Here is a 20,159-nt window from a genome sequence, read left to right as displayed (position 1 = left end):
TAAGCCTCCTGTATTTTGGTTTAAACAATTATAAATGGACCCTATGGCAAATTATTAATTCTTATTATGCCGATACCAGTTCTTTGGCTTTGACAGCGGCACTGCCAGCATCTGGTGCATAGCCGTCAGCACCAACTTCGGCGGCATATTCCGGTGTTACCGGGGCTCCACCAACAATAACTTTTACATCCGGGCAAGCTGCTTTTACCGTTGCTACGGCTTCTTTTAAGGCGGGCATGGTGGTGGTCAGAAGACCCGAGCACGCGACAATTTTCACATTGTCATTGTCTTTAACGGCGGAAACGAAGGTATCAGCCGGTACATCAACACCCAAATCAACCATATCGAACCCAGCACTTTCGATCATCATCGATACCAGATTTTTGCCAATATCGTGAAGATCCCCAGCCACGGTACCGATAACACAAGTACCCAGAGAGGCAGAGCCGTCACCAGCCATCAGTGGTTTTAAGACCTCAACCCCTTTTGACATGGCTTTGGCAGCGATGAGCATTTCTGGAACAAAAATTTCGCCAGAAGAGAATTTGTCCCCAACAACACCCATGGAATCGACCATCGCCTGGAGAATTTCACCTGGTGCACTGCCTTCATCAAGGGCTTCCTGTACCAGCCCTGGTACTAATTTAGACTTTCCTGCTTCAACCTTTGCTTTAACTTCTTCAATTTTTGACATGTTTTTTTCCTCCTGTTTGATTATTTATTGATGATATCGAAATACGATATCAGTTCCATTAACGATTCCCGCCAGTGTGAGCGAGAACGGTTAATTGTTCTTCTTTTTCAGGGGCTTTCAGGTAAAACCATAACGAAAACGATGATTTAAACGCTAATCGTTTTTGCAGCCTGATATCGATTACACTTGGTGCCCCAAAATTTTCTCTGATTCTTTTGTCACCAGGCTACACACCGCAACCTAAACAAATTTTAAATCAATTTAATGTTTATGTCAACCTTTATTTATAAATTTTGTCATTTTTACTAATTAGGAAACTGGTTTCATTTACTAAACCAACAATTTGGTTTCTATCTCCCAAACGGCACGCGCAAACAACGTAAAAGAGTGCTCCCGATCTGCTTATTCAGATCAGGAGCACTTTTTATCTTTGCTCACCTACCTATCTACTTAAACAATATGCTAATTAAATAATATGCAGCCCACATAGGTAAGCGTATTCGGTCCGTAGTAATATTCCAGATTATTTAATTTACACAAATCACTGACGAGAATCCCAAAGGCTTCCATGGATGAGAAGGCCTTTTCGGGGAAACGACAGGCTTCATCCGGATAGGTGCATTTTTTACATAAGGAACAACAGCCGTCTCCCAAGGGAAGCATATCGGCTTTTTTGTCAAACAATGCATTCACCAGTTGATCAAAGCTCACATTGTGCTTTTCCTTAATTTCTTCCATGCCTTCAAAATCAAAACTATCTTCCAATTCTCCAGTCGTTTGGAGAATCACACCATACTGATAGTTATTAACCTTTTTACCACATTCGTCCAAGGTTCCACACCCCGGCGGACATGCCCAATTGGTATCATAAATTTTACATTTATTATCAGCACACATTTGTCTTACCTGGGGATTTAAATCAATCGTTGATACCTTTAGTTCCGCCGCTCGGCTAAAACCGCTTTTGTCTGCCAAATCTAATACTTCTGTTAATTCCATTTTAAATTTTCTCCGGTTTCTGTGAGAATTATTCTTAGTTCCCACTAAATTATTAACTATTCTAGCATATTGTTTCGTATAAATATAGCCTTTTCTCAAATAACAATTGATACCCTGCCACTTAAATATATTTAAATTTATCATCTGTTAATTTACTGACTTATTTTAATGCCTTACATCAACAGATAACTGATCATTGGAATGGTAACAACTGATGCCAGGGTCGTAATAAATACACCTTTGGTTGCCAGGCAAACGTTATTTTCATATTGGTTGGCAAAAAGAACGGTCGATGTTGCCACGGGCATGGCAATAATCACAATCACAATTCCAAGTAAATAAGGGTTCACAATCACATTTTTTAATACTATCCAGGCAAATAAAGGCAGCAGAATCTGCTTAATAATCACGTAAGGATAAAGCCGAATCTCCGTAAAAACACTTTTAATCGGAATTTCTGCTAATGCGATGCCAATGACAATCATAGCCAAAGCTGACGTGGTACTGCCAACTGTTTTTGCGGTATCATTGAGTAGCACCGGGAGTTGCAATTTGAGACTAAACATGATCACTGATGCAATTGATGCCATTATTCCCGGGGACAAAAATTTTTTTACATCCAGTGCTTTTCTTCCTTCCTTTGACATCAGCATGATCCCAAGGGTAAAGTTGCTGACATTAAAAATAAGATTAAAGATAGTGGCATAAAAAATCGCACCAGCACCAAAAATTGATGCAATCACCGGAAAACCCATAAAACCCACGTTAGACCATATCGTCATATACATGTATAAATGACGGTCTTCTTTCTTTACTAGCAGTATTCTTGTAATAAAATAGGCAATGAACGGCATCACTATATAAAAAAGAATTGCAATTACAAACATCATTACGACCTCTTTATGATCTGTATCCTTAGGCATTGACGCCACCGAAGCTAACATCATACATGGCAGGGTAATGCTTAAAATAAAGTTAGAAAGCTGGGCTCCGAATTTCGGGCTGACAATCTTTCGTTTTGCTGAAATATAGCCAAGTGTCAGAATTATAAACAGCTCCAACATCTGATTAATCACTACGTTGATGTTCATAAGCATCTCCTTCAAATAAAAGATAGGCTATCATAAGCTTAGTTTAAATTCAACCAATTATTAATTACCTTGTTTATTTTTGAACTCGTTTTATCTTACCAGACTGACTTAATTCTTTACGATATTAAAATCACAATTCTGAGGCCTTGGATGCAGACGCGTTTTAAATTTCTGTAAAAATGCGAGAAATCAATTGCACATTAAGTTCATTTTCTGCTACAATTAGTTATTGGCAGGTCAGCATCGATGATGCTGGCACTTTAACCTGATTGAAAAAAAACTGAGGTCGCAATGAGAAAGAACTCCTCTTCAAAATTAAGAGTAAAAAACATGCCCCGATTCCTGACATTATCTGTTTTGAGTCTTATTCTGATCGTAATGATTATGATGTCCTTATTTTTTTTAATGACAAAAATGGCCGCGGCTTTCCACTCTCAAGCACAAATCCTCCAGACTTCTTCTGCTAATTCGTCGGAAACCAATGCGCCAAAATCAGAAACCACAAACAATACAACCAACAAAAATATCAAGGCCGATCCGCCACCACAGGTGAATAATGCAGATCCCTTCGCTGATATAAAATCTCGTCTTCGAAGCGGAGATACTGACGGAATCAAAGTGGTCTTTCTAACCTTCGATGATGGTCCCAGCGACGATACCGGAGAGCTTTTAGATACCCTCGCTGACTACAATATAAAAGGAACCTTCTTTACAACCCTTCACGACAATGATCATGCCAAAAACATGTATCGCCGCATTGTGGATGAAGGCCATACCCTGGCCAATCATACCAGTAGCCACGACTACGGTCTCTATGATACGCCAGAAGCGTTTTTTGCTGACGTCGATGCACTGGATCAATTCCAGAAGAAGATAACCGTTCAAGACAATACCAGCCGTATTTTCCGTTTTCCAGGTGGGTCAATGAATTCTAACGAAGCCTGTATTCAAGGTATCTTAGACCGGGGCTATAATTATAGTGACTGGAATGTTTCTTCCGGCGATGGCTGCGCCGATCCGCCACCAAGTGATGTGATTGCTCAAAAAATTATTGAAAGTTGCCGGCAACACGATGTTTCGGTTGTTTTGTCCCACGCCGAACTCAAATCGTCCAGCCGGGAAGCCATGTCAGTTGTGATAGAAACGCTCCAGGAAGAAGGTTACACCTTTTTGAATATGGAAGCCGATTATACCTATCCACGCCATTTAGAGCTATAAAATCACCCATCTATAATAAATAAATGCTACTCTTAAGTAATAGAAACCCACCGTTTTTTCACGGTGGGTTTCTTTTTTATTACCTTCTTCTGACCGTACTTTCACATCGTTTGTGGCAGTACATATTATCTTCTGCCTGTTTAAAAATTCCTTCGATATCCTCTTCTTCTTTTTGCTTAGTTTCATATCCAAAAGCTATGGATAGGTCCTGTCCGCCAATTTTTTCCTTCGCAACTAATTTTTTCATTCTAGCGATGATTTGATCGATCTTGTTGCCGTCAGTTTTGGGTAAAATGACAATAAACTCATCCCCGCCCAACCGGGCAATAATATCGTCTTTTCGACACACCTGACGAATAACTTCAGCTGTCTTTTTGAGCAGCTCATCTCCCATTAGATGTCCCTGGGTATCATTAACCAGTTTTAAACCATTAACATCACCCATCAACAGGGTTAGGGGCAAATTTTCTTTTTTATCAAGGTTTTTTAGTGCCTGTTCGTAATACCTGCGATTATAAAGCCCGGTTAAATAATCATGATAGCTAAGATAGAGCACTTCTTCTTCTATTCGCCTTTTTTCATTGATAAAACGGGCCTGAAGCAGATTTTGAAAAGCCAGATTTGACAACTGATTGGCAATTGTATAAAGTAGTTTTGCTATTTTTTCAAATTGCTGGAAAGACATTTGTGGAACTTCCCGAAACGCTCGTACTGCTTCTGTTTCATCGGCCCCAATTTCCCGGGCATAGGCAGCCAGTTGTTCTTCTTTTAGCCTTTCATCCCGGACCTGACCAATTAACCAATTAGCCACATGCCTGCCACCAACAGTAATGGCCGCCCCGGCATCCCATAAGCCGCCGCTTAAACAGCTTTTGATAATGGGACCCTCTTCCGAATAGGCGCCAATAACCATATCCGACTTTTGACAATTTGCACTACCTTTTGCGGTTTTGCGAATAACATCCTGACAAAGCCGGGTAAAATTCGAGGTTTTTGTTATTGGTTTCCCATCGATAGCGGTGATTAATGACGCTACCCCTGTTGCATCCGAAAACTCATCCTGCAGTTTTTGAATATCTTCCAAGTTGATCAGTTCCTCAAAATTAATATCGACTTCTGCTTCGAGTGGTCTGGTTAGTTCCAACATTCGTTTTTCCAGACTTTGTTCCAATTTTTTCCGATCGGTGATATCCCTTGCCGCCGCATATATCAGTCTACCCTGAGGCCGGGAACTCCATTCGATCCAGCGATAACTTCCATCCTTGGCACGGTATCGATTTGTAAAATTAATCACCGGATTCTGTTCATTTAGTTTGTTCATTACCTCCCGGGTAATTAAGAGATCATCAGGATGAACAAAATCCAAATATTTTGTTCGGGTCAATTCTTCATGGGTATAACCTAATACTTCTTCCCAGGCCTTATTCGTCTTTAAAAAATAGCCTTCCATGTCTGCGATGCACAAAAAATCCAAGTTCAATTCAAAAAAATTATTCAATTCCGCCATTTGCTTCTTTTCTTTTGAGATGTCAACAAAATGAGTTGCAAAATATCCTTTCTCCTGGCTATATGCGGTAACCCGACACCAGATATCAAGGGCGGCGGCAAACTGTTCAAACTCTTTTTCCCCACCGTGTAATGCAATCTCACCATAAAACCCAATCCAATCAAATGTGTCCTCTAAAAGATTAGGTAAAACCTGGGTTATGCGTTTCCCGATGATGGCTGCGCCAATGAGGCCTGTCAGCCTTTCAAAGGCCTTGTTAACTTCAATGAATTCGTAATCACAGGGCTTCCCCGCTTCATCACAGACAATCTTATGATAAGCAAACCCCACCGGTGAGTGTTCAACAACAGATTTATAGAAACTGTCTTTCATGTGATCTTACCCTTTCAGTTATCTCTTTCTTAACAACTATGGCATTAACTTATTATATACCCTTTGTCTAAAAACTGTCTGTTTTTTCACATAATAACACAAATTCTCCCCCAATTTAACTGTTTCCTGTTTTAATTAAACTTTTTTGTTTACAATCGGGTGCCCTCAAAAAAGGATCTGTCCTAATCATAACAAATCCTTTTTTAATCATTTTATTAAACAATTCCGGATGTTGTTTTTTTAGCTAAACTAAAAAGAACCCCTTTTTCGGATCGTTTCTTTACGAATCGATCGAAATCGGAGTTCTTTTTTAATAACACGTCAGCTCAGATAAAAACACTGGTTTTAATCTGATGCACTGTTTTTTTGAATATTATGTCTATGCTTTGATTTCTTTTTTGCTGATCAGATATGCCATCCCCATCAGTGCCAATAGTCCCATTATAGCCATTAAAGCGTCTTGTCCCATGTCCTGGGCACCCGTTTTGGGATTGTCAGATTTTGTGTATTTTGCATAATATGGTTCAAGATACAAAGAAGATGCACTAAGATCTACATCGCCGTAAGCAGGACTGATGTAGACGCCATCACCAGCATAGATTGCTAACGGATTAACACCGCCGACAGCAGTTAAATCCAGGATACCATCTCGGATTACAACCCAGCTGTCTGCATGTAATGCATTAGCCATACCTGTTTCGGTGGTCGATTTAACCGTTGTGTATCCGCCTTTGACAATGATATCATCGCCAGCTCCAATACCCATGCTTCGACCGCTGATTGATTCGGTAATGACATCGACATCGCCGCCGTTGATCATAACGTCATTGTCAGCCCAAAGTCCCCAGGCTCCACCGGTTCCTGTGTTGATTGCAGTTGCATCAACCCAACCATCATTAATAATTAAATCGCCGTTTACAACATCAACGGCTGCAACGTCGCCCATGTCACTCATGGCGAACAGTTCATAATCGCCATCATTAAGCACGAGATCGCCATCTGTTACACGAATCGCTCTTGTTGAACCAATAGCCATTATTTCGCCAGGTCCACCCATTGTCAAGTCTCCAACGACTTCAATGGCACTGCCGGTATCGTTTGCAATGATGTTTGTTCCGTTTATAATCATGGAGAAATTACTTCCCATATCGGCTGCAACAAGCTGTTTTCCAATAAAGTTGTTCAGTGTCAAGGCATTCGTGACTGCATCGTAAGAGTAGTCTGCACCGACAGTGTTAAGAAGCACATCAATGAATGTCACCGCGTCTCTCCATAAACCTAATGCTGGAACTGCTTTGACTTCAATGGTTCCGACATCAGCTGCCTGTGTTTCAACCACTGGCTCATCCACAACAGGTACTTGCGCAACCGGAACTTCTGCTGCTTCAACCACTGGCTCTTCCACTGCAGCCGATTCTTCTTCGACTACCGCTTCTTCAGCTACTGGTTCTTCGACGACGGGTTCTTCAACCGCAGTATTTAGCACCTCATCAACTGGGGCACCCTCAACTTCTAATACCACCAGGGTTGGTTCTTCCACCACTTCTTCGGCAAATGCTGACGCAGGTACAAGCATCAACACCATTACCACAACCAGCAACAAAGCCATCAATTTCGACATTTTTTTCACTTCACTATTCCTCCTTTCAAGAGAATTGTTTCTGTGTACATCACACTCCGATTAGCGTAAAATTACACAGTAATAGATTACATTACTCTTTTTACCCGCTTTTTTTATAAATAACATAATTATTTTGAAAAATAAAATTATTTAAAATCTTTTTTTATTAGCGATTTGCCTTCTGTCCTCGATCATTTTGGTGATAACCAAAGATAAACATGCAACTTCTTTCTCAATGCGCATCCGATAATTATAATTAAACAGCTCTGGCATCAAATATTTTTGAATTCCTGAGCTGTTTCTCCAGGTCTTACATGAAAAGAGATGCCCTCTGGTTTTGCCGACCACCGCGATCCCTCTTTTTTTTGAAAACTCCGATAACGTCTTTTCAAAGTTCTCCAAAAAAAACGCCGGCTGTCCCAAGATCACTGGCATGACACACAAAAACCACCCCTTTTTTAAATCCGACTCCAGCCAATAGATATTGAATTTCACGGGATAGTCCTGATAGACTACCACCATATCACCCAGACTTTTAGCTGCCCGGCCAATCTTCTCGCAAAAATAGTCTCTGATGGGTGACTTAAATTCAGCCATTTTACCATATAATAAGGGGTTTGTTATTTCACCGAGGATCAACAAATACAAATCGCCAAAGGGAAGCTGTTCATCCCTGACGCTACAAAACCCATCAATCAGTGCTTCCAGTTCTTCTTTACAAAGACAAGCTGGTGACTCAGTCAAATCAAGAGGTATTTCCTGAGTAATCAAGTCTTTAAAATAAACCCAGGCTGTTTGTGGTTTCTGATCCACCATCACAATCACCTCTTCCCGTTCGTAAACTGGAACTTCTTCCCATTGGTCGGCTCGTAATAAGTCTGCTTTCGTCACCTCCAAGAGCATTCCTGGAACAAATCCCGATCCGGGGGCGAGATGATAAAAACCGTCGATATCACCTTTTATACAGAATCCTTCTAGCACGCCGTGTCTTTTATTAAGCACTCTGCCAAATATTTTTTGTTGTATCAGTTCATTTTTTAGGGTTCCATATGAAAAAAGATAGCTCATTTTAACGCTCCTGTCGAACAATTTTCTTTTTATTATAGCACTTATCCGATCTTAACAAAAAGGCGAACATTCTATTAAAATGCCCGCCTTTTGCTTTTATATTTATTTAAACTAATAAGGTCGATCAACCCAAAACATCAGCGGACTCTAACTAAAGCGTAGCACCAATAACGGCGTCTAATTCAATTTCCACCAGCTGAGTGGGCCGGTTTAAGCCCGATGTCCCCACCACGGTGCATAAGGGGCGAATATCCTTGAAAAATTCAGAATAGGCCCGGACAATCTCACCGCAATGACCCATATCGGTGGCGTAAACCTTCACCTTTACCACCTCACTGGCTTTAGAACCAGCTTTATCCATTAATTTGAGCAATTTTTCCAGCACATATTTGGTCTGAGCATAGGGATCACCTTCACCGTAGACGGTGCCGTCCGGCTGCACCGAAGTGGTACCGCCCACATAAACAAAGGGTCCCACTTTTACAATTCGACTGTAGCCCGCCTTATCTTCCAGCGGCGCTCCTGATGAATAATTGGTTCGTTTTAACTCCATAATTTTCTCCTTATATTTTAGTTTTGAATCGGTTATAACGTAGTTCACTTAAATCGATCGATGGTTCTTTATCCACCACCATTTCTGACAAGAGGGTTCCCACCATCGGCGAAATGCCAAAGCCATGGCCGGTAAAGGCGCAGGCCAGAATTAAACCCGGTACCTCTTCGACAAAGCTGATCACCGGCACATGGTCGGCGCATTCGTCAATCCAGCCGGCCCAGGTTCGGACAATTTTGGCTTCTGATAAGATCGGGAAATAGTTCATAATGCCCCGACAAATACAGGAAGCCGTCCGACTGTTGTTAACCGGCACGTCGAAGTCTGAGGTATAAGCATCCATCCCCGAAGTTCCCCCAAAAACGAAGGACCCATGAGTGCTTTGGTGACCGTAAAAATCAGCTTCGGCGGTACCCAGCATCTGCTCAAACATTTTCACCTGAGGCTCGGTCACCAGGGCTTCGAGTAGCACCCGATTCATCGGAATATCGATGCCAATGGTATTGGCAATGGCGCGGCTCTCATAACCCGCAGCCAGAATAATCTGCGGGGCCTCATAGACATTGTCTGCGGTAATTACCTGTCGGGCTACGCCCTTTATTTTGCGGATTTCAACCACGTTTTCACCGGTAATAAAACGCACGCCCAGTCTTCTGGCGTTTTTATAATAGGCCAGGGTTGTCAACATCGGGTTGGCGTGGCCATCGGTATCACACCAGCTGGCGCCAATCACCTCATCGGACAAGTAGGGGCAGATATCCCGAACCTCCTTGGCGTCAATCATCCTGACATCCAGCCCCTTGGCCACCGCCCGCTCGGTCAGACCTTCTAAAATTTTGATATGGCCGGCGGTTTTGGCTAACCGCAGATTACCTTTTTTATAATACTCAACATCCATTCCCAGTTCTTCGGAAAGAGTCGGCCAGAGGTTTTTCACCGCCTTGATGGCCAGCGGCAATTCCCGGGGATCGCGACCCGACTGACGAACGCCACCGCCGTTTCGGCTGGAACCCCCTTCGCCAATCTGGGCTTTTTCCAGTACTGTTACCGACACACCTTTTTGAGCCAGGTAATAGGCGGTTGCACAACCAATCACGCCACCGCCGATAATTAAGACATCCGAACAATTAGACATGCCCGCCACCTCCTGTCAGCACTTCATTTTCCAGTCCTTCATTTCCCAGTACCCGCATTTCCACCGGTCTGACCGGGGCCCGGGAAACGGCACTTTCCAGTTCCGCCGGGGCAATCCCCAATTCGCGGGCCACGATATTTTTAACCAGCTTGCCACAGGTTTGCCCCTGACATAAGCCCATGCCAGTTCTTAGATAGCGTCTGATTTCGGTTAAGGTTAGCATCCCATCGTGGACGGCTTGCCTGATTTCTCCTTTGGTTACCTCTTCACAACGGCAAATAATCATCTCGTCATCTGCTTGCGGGAGGAACTCACCCAAATCGATTGAACGATCCATTATTTTTTTCATTAAAATCACCCTATTGCCTTATAAAATCGGGCCTTCATGGCCATCTCAGCCGGCACCTTCATGGTCAAAAGACTGGTGTGATCCATGACTTTGGCACTTTTTATGCCGACAATCTCAGCTTGGCAGACTTCGGTGCCGCTGCGATCCAGGGCTTTACCAATTGCCCCTTTTTCCGGCAGGGGCAAAAATTCATAGGGAATGGTAATGGCCGCATAGCCCGGTTCGCTGTGATCATCCACTAAAAAGATGGCCTGACCCGAACAGGCCGCCACACACATCCCACAGCCGGTACAAGCCAACTGCGTATCAACAACCGGAAGGGCCGTGATGTTTGCGCCAATCTTAATGCAGCCTTTCACGCAAGCATCCTGACAGGGATTACAAGGAATATTCTGGGTACATTCAATCACCGGATGAATACCCTTGATTTCTGTTTTCACCCCGGGATAGGCCCCCATCTCTTGCTCCTCCAAATACCCTTTTTGAAGCAGCGATTGGGATAATAACAGCCCTTCTTCGGTTAGAGTCAAATCTTTTTTGCCTTTGTTTTCCGGCCCGAACATGCCCTGCCGTAAAGCATCTAAGGCCTTTTCGCCGGTTTTGTGCCGATCTTTGAAATCTTCATTTGACAGGTAGCCCAGGGCATTGGCGGCCGCCGCCCCGGCAATACGTCCTTCAATCATGGCCGAGCTGGCCTCTTCAATGCCGGATACATCCCCGACGGCAAAAATACCTTTGATGGTAGTTTCGCCCCGCTCATCGATCACCGGAACAGTGCCACCCCGTTTAGGATCCTCAATCATCGCACATCCGGCTACCTTTAAGAGTTGGGACATCGGTGATAATCCCACTGCCAGACAAATGGTATCCACCTCAAAATGTTTTTCTGAGCCGGGAATCAGCTGCCAGTTTTCATCAACGGCACCAATGATGACCCCTTCCACCTTGTCGTCACCTTCGGCTTTAACAATGGTGTGGGAAAGATAAAAGTTCACCCCGCAGCGGGCGACCTTGGCGGCATGAACGCCGTAGCCACCGACCTGTTTGGCCGCATCCACTAGCGCCACCACCTCACAACCGGCCTGCAGCAGTTGAAAGCTGACCACCAGACCGACATTGCCCGAGCCCAGCATCAGTACTTTTTCACCAGGCTTAACCCCATGCAAATTCATCATCGTCTGAGCGGCTCCGGCCCCAATCACCCCCGGCAGGGTCCAACCGGGAAAGGTGACCATGTTTTCCGAAGCACCGGTGGCCACAATCAGGGCATCACCCTTGTAATGCTCGATCGCATCGCCCACCATCACGGTAACTTCTTTGCCTTCATAAATTCCAATTACGGTTGCGTCCAGGACTACCGCAACACCCGTTTCTTCAGCTTCTGCCAACAGCTCCTGGCCAATTTTATAGCCTCTTACCTTGGCCTTATGTTCTTTTGAGCCAAAAAATTTATGTATTTGTTTAAACAGCTGTCCGCCGGGTTTGGCATTTTCATCAAAGACCACCACTTTAAGACCGCTTTTTGCGGCTTCAATGGCAGCACTCAAACCCGCTGGACCGCCGCCGATTACGATCAGTTCTACTCGTTTCATTTTGCTCTTCTCCTAGTTGGATTCTTTTGCGGTCACACCATCTTGAGTTTGTACCTTCATTCCGGCAGATAACGGGGTGACACAGGTTCTCACATTGGGCTTTCCATCCACCATCATCACACAGTCGGTACACCGGCCGATGGCACAGAAGATCCCCCGGGGCTTTCCATATTTCTGGGTATGCCGATGGGTCATCACCCCGGCCGCCCGCAATGCGGCGGCAATCGGTTCCCCGGCATAACCTTCTAAGGGTTTGCCATCAAACTCAAAGATGACCTTCTCTCCTTTTGCTATTTTCCCCAATATGGGATGCTCTTCAATACGCACGTTCTTGCCTCCTGTTTTCAACTCTTATAGACCGTTATCAGCGGAAAAACCAAATCCTTTGCCAATCACCAGATCACTGCCCACCAGGGGGATTCCGGTCATCGCACAAGCTTCCAGAGTCAAGGCCCGAAGGTCTTCCCGTTCGAGATTTTTAAGCTTGGTTTTGCCCGCGGATTTGGCCAGCAGCACCGCTTCGGCGGTAATCGCTTTAATATAATTGGCCACCCGCTCAGCGGCTTCATCAACATCCAGATTCTGGCGCAGTTCGGGGTCCTGGGTACCAATGCCAAAGGCACATTTTCCGGTCTGACAGTTCATGCAAACCCGACAGCCCATCGCTACCATGGCGGCGGTCCCAATCGCCACTGCATCGGCACCAATGGCCAATGCCTTGGCGAGATCAGCGCCATTGGTAATCCCGCCGGAGACAATCAGGCTCATTTCTTCCTTGACACCCATTTCTTCCAGAGTTCTGACCGCCGCAACCAGAGCGGGCATCGTTGGGATGCCCAGGTGATCGGTCGCCATCACTGGGGCAGCACCGGTTCCGGCACTGCAGCCATCCAAAATAATGCCGTCAAAGCCCAGCTTGATGGCGATTTTTATATCATCTCGCACCCGGCCAGCCGCTATTTTGCAAAAAATCGGGGTTTCCCAATCGGTCATTTCCCGGAGTTGCTGCATTTTAACCACCATATCATCGGCCCCAAAGGCATCCCCAGCCCGAGGATGGGAATGAAGATCAATCCCAATCGGAATTTTTCTGACCTCAGCAATTTCTTCACTGATTTTTTCACCCATTAAATGACCAGACAGTCCTGGTTTGGCACCAATGCCATAAAGCACTTCCAGCATATCGGCCACTTCCATATTTCGACGGGTAAAGCCCATCCGACTGGCTAGAATCTGAACCGACTGACGGTAAGAATTTTCCAGTTCTTCGGGTAAAATGCCACCTTCGCCATTGCTGATCACCGTTCCCACGAGCTTGGTGGCCTTGGCCAGAGCGATTTTGGCTTCTTTGCTGAGCGCCCCATAAGACATCCCGGCAATCATCACCGGGGTTTCGATAATGAGTGGTTTTTTAGCAAATCGGGCCCCCAGTACAGTTCGGGTTTCGCAATCTTCCCGATAGGTATCGATGGGCATCCGGGTCAGCTGCGAGGGCAAAATCATCAGATCATCAAATTTCGGCATCGGTCGGGGTGAACCGCAACCGCGGATCCGATATTTTCCATTGGTGGCCTTGTAGTCAATTTCTGATAGGGTCTCCTTATTCCAGGTTGCCTTTGGAGCATTATGGATGGTTACTTGTTTTTTATCTGCCATGATCCTTAACCTCTCTTTACGAAATATTTTTTGGCCAGCTCCGGTTTTAAATCCGGTTTAAATAACGCGTACTCGTGTCTGCCACTGAGCACCGGCCGGATCACGTGAAAATCTTTTCCATCGGCGGCAATCTCATATTGGCTAAATAAATGATCCAGCTTTTCTGTTTCGGCGGCGGTAATGGTGTCGTAAAAAACATTCCCGCCCATTTTCGATTCCGCTTCAGGATCGCGGGTGAAGATCTTTCCGGAATACATCGATTCGCCGCATTCTTTGCCCAGCGCCCCCAGAATGATCAGGTCACCGCCCATGGCCATCACCCCGGCCCATCTTCCGGCTGAGCCGCAGACGATGATGTTACCGCCCTTCATGCCATAGCCTACCCGGCTGCCGGTATTGCCATAAATGACAATCGTACCGCCATTGATGTAGGCCCCAATATTGCAACCGGTGTTTTTTTCAACAATCAATTCGCCGGACATCATGTCATCCCCGGCATACCAGCCGACATTACCCTTAATCCGGAGGGTCGGTCCTTCTAAAAAACTACCAGTATACAACCCGGTGCTGTCTTCGATGGTTACCTGGCAGTCGCCTGATAAACCGGCGCAGATATTGTGCATCGAATTGACATTTTTTAGTACCAGTTCATTGCTTTCTTTAAGTTTATCCTTAATCAGAACATTGACTTTTTCATTTTCTACCTTGGCCAGATCTAAATATTCCATACGCGCACCTCCCCCGGTTCCATTTCTTCGGCAAAGAGATCCTCACTCACCGCTGAAAATTCGATCTGTTCGGAACCTAGCATAATATAATCGTCGGATTCCACCAGCAGCAGGGGCTTAATTCCCAGCTTGTCTTTAACAAAACCAATCTGACTTTCGGTGGCTGCGATAATACAGTAAATCCCATCTAATTGATCCGCCGCGTCATTTAAAGCCGCTTCCAGATTACCGCCGTTAATGCTCATGGCATAGGCAATCAGATGACTGGCCGCTTCGGAATCATTCATGGTTTTAAATTTAACACCCTTTGATTCCAGAAACCGCCGCATTTTAAAATAATTGGTAAACTGACCATTATGGACTAGCGCCAGCTCCGGATAAAAAGGGGACACAAAGGGATGCGCCGCATTGATATCTTCCACACTTTCGGTGGCCATGCGCACATGGCCAATGCCGTGGCGACAATTCTGCATTTCGATCTGATGTTTGTCGCGCAGGTTCTTTAAATGCCCGCCTTCCTTGTAAACCTTAATGCCATCACCCAGCGAATGAACGGCTAAACCCTCAACCCCATTAATGGCAAAATGCAGGGGTTTTAGTTTGTCATCATCCATTTCCAGAAGATACTCTGCCATGGGAATACTCTCTCCAGCGGAAATCAATCGTTCATTTTTAATTTTTCCATAGTTTCCAATCAGATCCCGAATTTCTCCAATCCGTTCTTCCTTATTCATCGATATTCGTAAGGTAACCTGCTCATCTTTCGGGAAAATGGCAATCCCACTGGCATCCGGGCCCCGATGCTGAATCAAACCCAGCATTCCCAATAGATTCGATGAAATGTCTATTGGTTGTTTACTAATAATTCCCGCTATTCCACACATTGTTTTTCTCCTTTTTATCACGCTCCAACGGTCGTGAGTTTTGCTGCTTTTTCCGATGTCCTTTAAATATGGTAAGAGTAGGTGTCCCACTCCCAGTCGGTGACATATTTTTTATATTCTTCAATTTCTTTTCGTTTAAGCGAGGTAAAAACATCCACCAGCTCTTTTCCCACGTGTTCGGTTAACCAGCTGTCTTCGTCCAGCGCCTTTAACGCCGCAAATAAGCTGTTGGGCACCTTATCCTGCTGTTTTTTTACATCATGATAGAGGTCGGTGGTAACCACTTCTGGCGGCTCAATCTTATTTTTTATCCCATCCAGCCCGGCAGCCAAAATCGCACCTAGGGCCAGATACGAATTAGCAGCGGCTGATCCGGCGCGGATTTCCATTCGGGTGGCCTTGCCCCGTTCCTGGGGGACCCGGATATAGGTCGTTCGATTGTCATATCCCCAGCCGATGTAAATGGGGGCAAAGGAATCCGGCTGATACCGCTTATAGCAATTGACCGTTGGCGCCAGAAAGGGGGTGAGGCCTTTGGCATGCTTAATGACGCCGCCAATAAAGTATCTTAGAATATCGGCCAGATCATTCTCTTTGGTTACATCATGACAGATATTGTCCGCAGTTTTTATATCATTAAATGAAATGTGGAAATGACAACCGCTTCCGCCTGAGGCATTTTTGGGTTTTCCCATAAAGGTCATCATCAGGTTATTGGTTTCGGCAATATCCTTGCTCAGTGCTTTAAACAAGGAGCTTTCATCGGCTGCCCGAACGATTTTTGAATGCTTCCAGTTATATTCAAACTGTCCTGGAAAATACTCATGGTTCATATATAGCACATTAAAACCCATGGTCTGAAAGGTATTGGTCAGCTTGTACAAAAATCGTTTAGGATCAATCCGTCGGTTCGCCGTATAACAGGTACAGGGCTGTTTGGAATAAGGTTCCAGGGTTCCATCTTCCATTTTATTGTAGATATAAAACTCCAACTCACTGGCAGCAATCGGATCGAGTCCCAATTTGTGGTATTCCTGAACCATTTTTTTTAAAAACTCCCGGGGGGCCTGCAACATCGGTTCTTCCATGTAGTAAAGCTCCCCCAATACCAGTGCTGTTTTATCACAATGGGGCAGAATTACAAAGGTTGAGGGGTCACCGATGACCTTCATATCATCGTTTGTTTCTGAAAAGTACTCGGAACTAACAATGTCGTTATTAAAAGCCATTGCCAGGCTGACCGTACAAAAAGCGATACCGTCACCAAAGATTTCATCCACCATCGAAACCGGCATCAGCTTTCCCCGGTTTACTCCCAGAATATCGGTGTATTCCAGGCGAATCATCTCGACGTTGTTTTCTTTGATTTTTTGTTTAATTTCATCGATGGATTGTTTCTCCATCCCCGTATATAAATCTTTTTGCATATTCGTTTACCTCCACGGTTTACTTGGCTGGTTCAGCCACGACTTTTTTGTTTTCTTTTTCAAACTCAATGGCGTTGTTATTGATAAGATCAATGCTCACCGGCTGGAAGGGTTTGACCTTCATCACCCCGACAACCCATACCAGTGAATAGGCGACCAGCACTGCAAAGAGTACGCCAAATACCTGGTAAATCGCGAGTTTAGATGCGGGATCGGAACTGATATTCCAAACCATATAGATATTTCCTAAAATACCAACAATCTGCGGAATTCCAAATAAAATCAATTTTTTATTTCGCTCCATATCCGGATATCTTTTACGCAAGACCAGCACGTTGATGTGGGTTAAAACATAAGACAGTAACCAGAAGCATGATGCTGCCAAAATCATATTCGTTAGGGTGCTGGATTGGGTAAAGCCGGTGACCACAATGGCAAAGTCCGCAATAACCATTAAAAGTAGCCCTGCTACCGGCACATTTTTTTTGTTAACTTTTTTAAAGATTGCTGGCATCATGCCCTCTTCTGACATCCCAAAGACAATTCTTGCCGAGCTTGCCAATACCGTATTTAAGGTACTGATTCCAGCTAACAGGGTTACAATCCCCATCCAAACCTTACCGACATTTCCCAGTAGCGCTTCGGCAAAAACCATGTGGGGCAAAGGACTAGAAGCAAGTACTTCCAAACTGACATAATTGGTCATCCCAACACCTAACACCGCTTGGACCACAAATAATAAGACTAACGCCAGAATCATTGATAAAAACACATCCCGTTTGGGATTTTTTAATTCTTTTGCTACCGGGATAATAAACTCAACCCCGATAAAGAGCCAGAAAGCTACCGCTGATAAACCCATGATCCCACCAATGCCAGTGATAGCCGGTGCAGTTTGCTGTGCTGCGGTAAGAACGGTTCCGGTTCCCAGTTTAAAAAAGCTGATAATACCCATCCCAATCAATGAACCAATTAACAGTGTAACCACAAGGTTTTGCACCTTTGAGAACAAATCCACGCCGAAAAGATTAACCACTGCGATGATACCAAGAACCAGGACACTGATGATCACTGCCGGAATCTGGGGGAAAAATTCATTTAAGACCAATCCACACATGGCAATTTCAACTGATGATGCAAAAACCATGGTGATCACATAAGCAGAAATATTTGAAATCATCGAGGCTACTGGTCCAAGACCAACCAGGGAATACTGTCCCACTCCGCCGTCAACATTTGGCATTAATGAATGGAGTTCTGAAAACGAGATCGCCACAAATGCATTTAAGATTACCACAACAACCAGAGGAATAATGAAAGCCGTTCCGGCCTGTCCCATTCCGACCCCTAATGACAATAGACAACTTGTGGCTACAATGAGACCCACACATACTGCAACCGCACTACCTAATCCTAATTTTCCTTTTTCGTTCATAATGAGCTTCTCCTTATCTTTTTTTGGCGCTGATTCAACTCAGACATCCATAACATCTTTCGCAAAGTCATATCATCCCAGGGACTTTCGTGATCTTTGGTAGTGCGCCTTTGCAGCTCCAAACATGCTTGAAATTGGTTCCTCCTTTACGAAAAAAAGACGCCACATCGGTTTATTGATGTGACGTCTTTGTCATCCTTTTGGTGAGCTCATTATATATTAACGCTAATTTTATGTCAATATATTATTTTTATCTATATATTGTCATTAAATTGTCATTTTAAATCGATCATTCGTTGTAACTGTTCTTTTATCCACGCTTCATTTTTCGAAATCAGCGGAATATGATTCCATATTTCTTTTAAATAATTAAAGTAACCACCCACCACGGTTAATTCTTTACAATACATTCGGCGATCGTAAAACTCTGAATTCCAGGCGATGACAATGCTGTTTTCCTGAACCACGATGGCCGTATTATCGACATTGAGATTCAGATCGCAAAAGGATGTCAGAACCAGGGTATAACTCTCGGTTATTCTAAACTTTTTAATATATTCTAATTGCTCTCTAAAAAAAGCATTCGATACCCGTGCTTCTTTTCCGATAACCTGAGACAAATCATAGTCGATGATGTATTCCTGTTGCAGGGCATTTTCAATCGCGTCCAGATCATAAATCTGACGATAATTAAATTGATCTCGTAATTCTTTTCGTTTTCGATTTGCCTTCAGGCAGATTGCCATTTTGTCACCACTCACCTTATTTTCCACCAAAATCCGTTCCAGCAGATTCAGGGGCATATTCCGAAAGGTTGGCAAGTGGTTGATCATATAGGTCAGCTGATTGGGCTTAAAATTCTCTTCCATGAGTTCCACCATTTTCATGGCATCAGACAATTCCAGCGTAAAGATAAGCTGCCTGGATTTTTGGGCAATGGACGCCACCATTTTATGATAAAAATCGACGCTGATCGGATCGCGATGAATCATCGTCAGATTTTCACTATTTCCTTCTGCCAGACACATCCCCACCATGGCGATGTGATGATCAACGGCATAGATACTCTTTTTGTAAAACTCCTTGATATCTTTCTGGAAGTAAAGTACCTCCACCTCTTTTTTTAAATAGATGGGCAGCCAACGGAGAATCACCACATAGGGTTTATACTGATCAGTCATTTTGTCGATAATCACAACCTTATGACCCGCTCGAATCGCTCGCTCGATACTACTAACCATCTCCCGGACCGAGTCTGTACCGAGAATATCCCATTGAACATCGCCAAAATCACCCACATAAATGGTCTGACCTGGTGGCAGCACAGCAACCTCATTCCAAAAAATCTTCACTGCCCGTTTCCATCCCGGGTATCCGGAATAAACTTCCACCGACACCTCTGGTTGGTCACGGTCCACCACTTCTCTTTTTACGATTATTTCCCCGGCATCATCCGTCATCCAGATACTGAGCATTTCAATTAATTCCTGATCTGTTTTGTCCTCTGTTTCTAATTGATCGTTGGTAAGCAGGGCCACAATTCTCTGTTTCTGAAGTGCATACGCATCACTAAGAAAATAAGCCGCCATCCGTTTACTATATTTTGATCGAACCTTTAATTTTCGCTGGCCGCTTCGCCATTTGCTCACCGCCGTGGTGTCTGTTCCAATGGCCAAGGCCAACTCTTTTCCACTGATTCCCAACATATCCATTAAATAACTAATTCTCGTATTTACCGGTGCCATACAACCTCTTTTCCAAGACCCTTTGCTTTTTTCCTAAATATTGCTTAAATATAGTAAGAGGATACCATAAAATTTCATTTTATGG

At 44.2% G+C, this 20,159-nt stretch carries 18 protein-coding genes; 1 reads left to right on the top strand and 17 read right to left on the bottom strand.

Annotated features, from left to right (window positions below; all coding sequences use genetic code 11):
* Positions 1–64: 64 nt before the first annotated feature.
* From U2P91_RS13150 to U2P91_RS13140, 3 genes are all read right to left on the bottom strand, one after another.
* Entirely contained in the window at positions 65–694 is a 630-nt protein-coding gene (locus U2P91_RS13150) for a corrinoid protein (RefSeq protein WP_111888965.1), read from the bottom strand.
* 462 nt (positions 695–1,156) lie between these two features.
* On the bottom strand, positions 1,157–1,693 hold the full coding sequence (locus U2P91_RS13145; RefSeq protein WP_111888964.1) for a DUF2284 domain-containing protein: 537 nt from the start codon (positions 1,691–1,693) through the stop codon (positions 1,157–1,159).
* A gap of 173 nt (positions 1,694–1,866) precedes the next feature.
* Entirely contained in the window at positions 1,867–2,784 is a 918-nt protein-coding gene (locus U2P91_RS13140) for an AEC family transporter (RefSeq protein WP_111888963.1), read from the bottom strand.
* Positions 2,785–3,075: 291 nt separating this feature from the next.
* Here U2P91_RS13140 and U2P91_RS13135 point away from each other — a divergent pair, with 291 nt between their 5' ends.
* Entirely contained in the window at positions 3,076–4,002 is a 927-nt protein-coding gene (locus U2P91_RS13135) for a polysaccharide deacetylase family protein (RefSeq protein WP_111888962.1), read from the top strand.
* Between the two features lie 79 nt (positions 4,003–4,081).
* On the opposite strand, the gene U2P91_RS13130 is transcribed toward U2P91_RS13135, so the two are convergent.
* The 14 genes from U2P91_RS13130 to U2P91_RS13065 all read right to left on the bottom strand — a co-directional run bounded on the left by U2P91_RS13130 (position 4,082) and on the right by U2P91_RS13065 (position 20,074).
* Positions 4,082–5,881, bottom strand: coding sequence for a PocR ligand-binding domain-containing protein (locus tag U2P91_RS13130; protein WP_111888961.1), 1,800 nt, complete (start codon positions 5,879–5,881; stop codon positions 4,082–4,084).
* A gap of 379 nt (positions 5,882–6,260) precedes the next feature.
* Positions 6,261–7,511, bottom strand: a complete 1,251-nt coding sequence (locus U2P91_RS13125) for a hypothetical protein (RefSeq protein ID WP_204355417.1) — start codon at positions 7,509–7,511, stop codon at positions 6,261–6,263.
* Positions 7,512–7,652: 141 nt separating this feature from the next.
* Positions 7,653–8,570, bottom strand: coding sequence for a gamma-glutamylcyclotransferase family protein (locus U2P91_RS13120; RefSeq protein WP_111888960.1), 918 nt, complete (start codon positions 8,568–8,570; stop codon positions 7,653–7,655).
* 151 nt (positions 8,571–8,721) lie between these two features.
* Positions 8,722–9,123 carry a Rid family hydrolase gene (locus U2P91_RS13115; RefSeq protein ID WP_111888959.1) on the bottom strand — a complete coding sequence of 134 codons (402 nt, stop codon included), beginning with the start codon at positions 9,121–9,123 and terminating at the stop codon, positions 8,722–8,724.
* Positions 9,124–9,133: 10 nt separating this feature from the next.
* Positions 9,134–10,258 carry an NAD(P)/FAD-dependent oxidoreductase gene (locus tag U2P91_RS13110; RefSeq protein WP_111888958.1) on the bottom strand — a complete coding sequence of 375 codons (1,125 nt, stop codon included), beginning with the start codon at positions 10,256–10,258 and terminating at the stop codon, positions 9,134–9,136.
* A complete protein-coding gene (locus U2P91_RS13105) occupies positions 10,251–10,607 on the bottom strand; it encodes a (2Fe-2S)-binding protein (RefSeq protein WP_111888957.1) in 357 nt (118 codons plus the stop codon). Before U2P91_RS13105 ends, U2P91_RS13110 begins: the two co-directional genes overlap by 8 nt.
* 5 nt (positions 10,608–10,612) lie before the next feature.
* Positions 10,613–12,199 carry an FAD-dependent oxidoreductase gene (locus tag U2P91_RS13100; RefSeq protein ID WP_111888956.1) on the bottom strand — a complete coding sequence of 529 codons (1,587 nt, stop codon included), beginning with the start codon at positions 12,197–12,199 and terminating at the stop codon, positions 10,613–10,615.
* 12 nt (positions 12,200–12,211) lie between these two features.
* Positions 12,212–12,526, bottom strand: a complete 315-nt coding sequence (locus tag U2P91_RS13095; RefSeq protein ID WP_111888955.1) for a (2Fe-2S)-binding protein — start codon at positions 12,524–12,526, stop codon at positions 12,212–12,214.
* 24 nt (positions 12,527–12,550) lie between these two features.
* A complete protein-coding gene (locus tag U2P91_RS13090) occupies positions 12,551–13,855 on the bottom strand; it encodes an FMN-binding glutamate synthase family protein (protein ID WP_111888954.1) in 1,305 nt (434 codons plus the stop codon).
* Positions 13,856–13,860: 5 nt separating this feature from the next.
* Positions 13,861–14,583, bottom strand: coding sequence for a glutamate synthase (locus tag U2P91_RS13085; RefSeq protein ID WP_111888953.1), 723 nt, complete (start codon positions 14,581–14,583; stop codon positions 13,861–13,863).
* Positions 14,571–15,467, bottom strand: a complete 897-nt coding sequence (locus U2P91_RS13080) for a glutamine amidotransferase (protein WP_111888952.1) — start codon at positions 15,465–15,467, stop codon at positions 14,571–14,573. Before U2P91_RS13080 ends, U2P91_RS13085 begins: the two co-directional genes overlap by 13 nt.
* A gap of 62 nt (positions 15,468–15,529) precedes the next feature.
* Positions 15,530–16,894 (bottom strand): glutamine synthetase family protein, encoded by a 1,365-nt coding sequence (locus tag U2P91_RS13075; protein ID WP_111888951.1) that lies wholly within the window; start codon positions 16,892–16,894, stop codon positions 15,530–15,532.
* A 19-nt stretch (positions 16,895–16,913) separates the two neighbouring features.
* Positions 16,914–18,329, bottom strand: a complete 1,416-nt coding sequence (locus U2P91_RS13070) for an APC family permease (RefSeq protein WP_111888950.1) — start codon at positions 18,327–18,329, stop codon at positions 16,914–16,916.
* A 275-nt stretch (positions 18,330–18,604) separates the two neighbouring features.
* Entirely contained in the window at positions 18,605–20,074 is a 1,470-nt protein-coding gene (locus U2P91_RS13065; RefSeq protein WP_111888949.1) for a helix-turn-helix domain-containing protein, read from the bottom strand.
* Positions 20,075–20,159: the final 85 nt, after the last annotated feature.

This window comes from Acetobacterium sp. K1/6 (genome assembly GCF_034438075.1).
In the GTDB taxonomy this organism is placed as follows: Bacteria; Bacillota; Clostridia; order Eubacteriales; family Eubacteriaceae; genus Acetobacterium; species Acetobacterium carbinolicum.
Note: the sequence above shows the minus strand (reverse complement) of the source record. Positions and strands in the feature narration are given on the sequence as shown.